The organism is Terrisporobacter muris (assembly GCF_024621905.1).
GTDB lineage: Bacteria > Bacillota > Clostridia > Peptostreptococcales > Peptostreptococcaceae > Terrisporobacter > Terrisporobacter muris.
In genome coordinates, this window is sequence record NZ_JANKBY010000519.1 from 1 (window position 1) to 1,643 (window position 1,643).

Annotated in this window: 1 protein-coding gene; it reads left to right on the plus strand. The window is 22.5% G+C overall.

All coding sequences use genetic code 11. The features are described 5' to 3' along the window. On the plus strand, positions 1-1,417 hold a 1,417-nt coding region (locus tag NSA58_RS19850; RefSeq protein ID WP_257560909.1), incomplete at its 5' end, for a coiled-coil domain-containing protein. Positions 1,418-1,643 lie beyond the last annotated feature (226 nt).

A 1,643-nucleotide genomic window follows, 5' to 3' on the forward strand; every position in this document is an offset into this window, starting at 1 on the left:
ATCTATACAAAGTAAATATATTTTAGATAGATTAGATACAGAAAATAAGATAGAACGAATCTTAGTGAAAGAAGTAGATGAAGGGAGCGAGATAGTAGATAGCTTAAGAGACTTAAAAGATGGTATATTAAACAAAAAGTTTACTAACAAAGATCCATATGTTAATAAAATTATACATAATATTAACTTATTTCCTAAATATAGAAATGAAAATATAAGTTTTGATAAGATATATTCTGATTGGGAAAATGAGTATACAGATTTACTTAAGTATTTATCTCATCTAGATATGGATTTAAGAAAAAATCAATTAGATGATAATCTATTTAAGAAGTTTATTAAAGGAATATTCTCAAGGTCACAAAAATATGAAATAGATACTAATGAAATATTGGTAAAAATAGTTAAATTAAAGTGCGATATTGATAATAGGATATATAATAATAGAGAATATGAATCTTATAAGGAAACTATTAAAGATATCTATAATGAATACATAAAAATATCAAATAATTTAGAAAAAGTTAAAGTAATAAGTAAGCTAGAGGAAGAATGGAATAATAAGAAAGCAAAAAAAGTAGAAAATATGTATGATTTAAATAAAAAGATAGAAAATATAGATAATGATATCTTAGAAATACAAGGTAGATTTGATGAAGAATTATATAATAGTGTAAATATTAAAATAAAAAGATTAAATGAAGAGATAGAAAGTATTTCTAAAGAAATAAATCCAATTGCATTAAATCAAGATATTTTTAGGAATAAAGCAAAGAAAATATCAGATAGAATAAACATATTAAAACCTAAATTTAAGAAAGAAAGGGATATAGATCCTATAGTTAAAGGAATATCAAATATACTTGATGATATGCATCAAAGGAATTATTTTGAGGAGAATATAAAAGATAATTTACTTATAAATAGTGGAAATATTGTAAATATTAAAAAGGAATTGAAGAGACTTGTGGATGAAGAAGTAATAGGTTATATAAATAATGCAATAACTGATGAAGATAAAGAAAAGTTAGAATTAATAATAGAAATTAAAGCTAATATAAATAGTATGAAACAAGAATATAATGGCATAAATAAAGAAAAAGAAAAAATAAATAAGAAACTAGCAAAGTTAAACAGTGAAAAAAATAATATTTTAAAAGAATTGATAAAAGAAGAGGAAGAATTAAAAGGCTTGGGTGATAAGTTTGAACCTAACCTTGAACGTGTTAAATTGAAGAAGATAAGTGAAGAAATGTATAAGTTTAAAGAGTTAGAAGAATTGCCGAAGGTAGGGAAGCTATATAGTGATAAGAAAGGGAATAATAGAGAATTAGCTATATCTAATTGGGAAGATTTAGATATAGGAGAAGAAGAGGCTATTAGATTAAATGCAAACTTAGTTTGTGAAATTGGATAAAAAACAAGATATTAGAGAGATCTATGATTATAGATTATAATCTATAAGAAAAAAGTTTAGATGAATGTATATTGATATAAGAACTTAAACTATAAAGTATCTCAAAAGCTAGAATTTTTGCTAGAGATTTAAGTAGATTATTTAAAATATTAAGATATGTGTTAATAGTATATGAAATTGTACAAATAAGTAACTTAGGGCAGGTAGTAATTGTAATTAAAAAAAT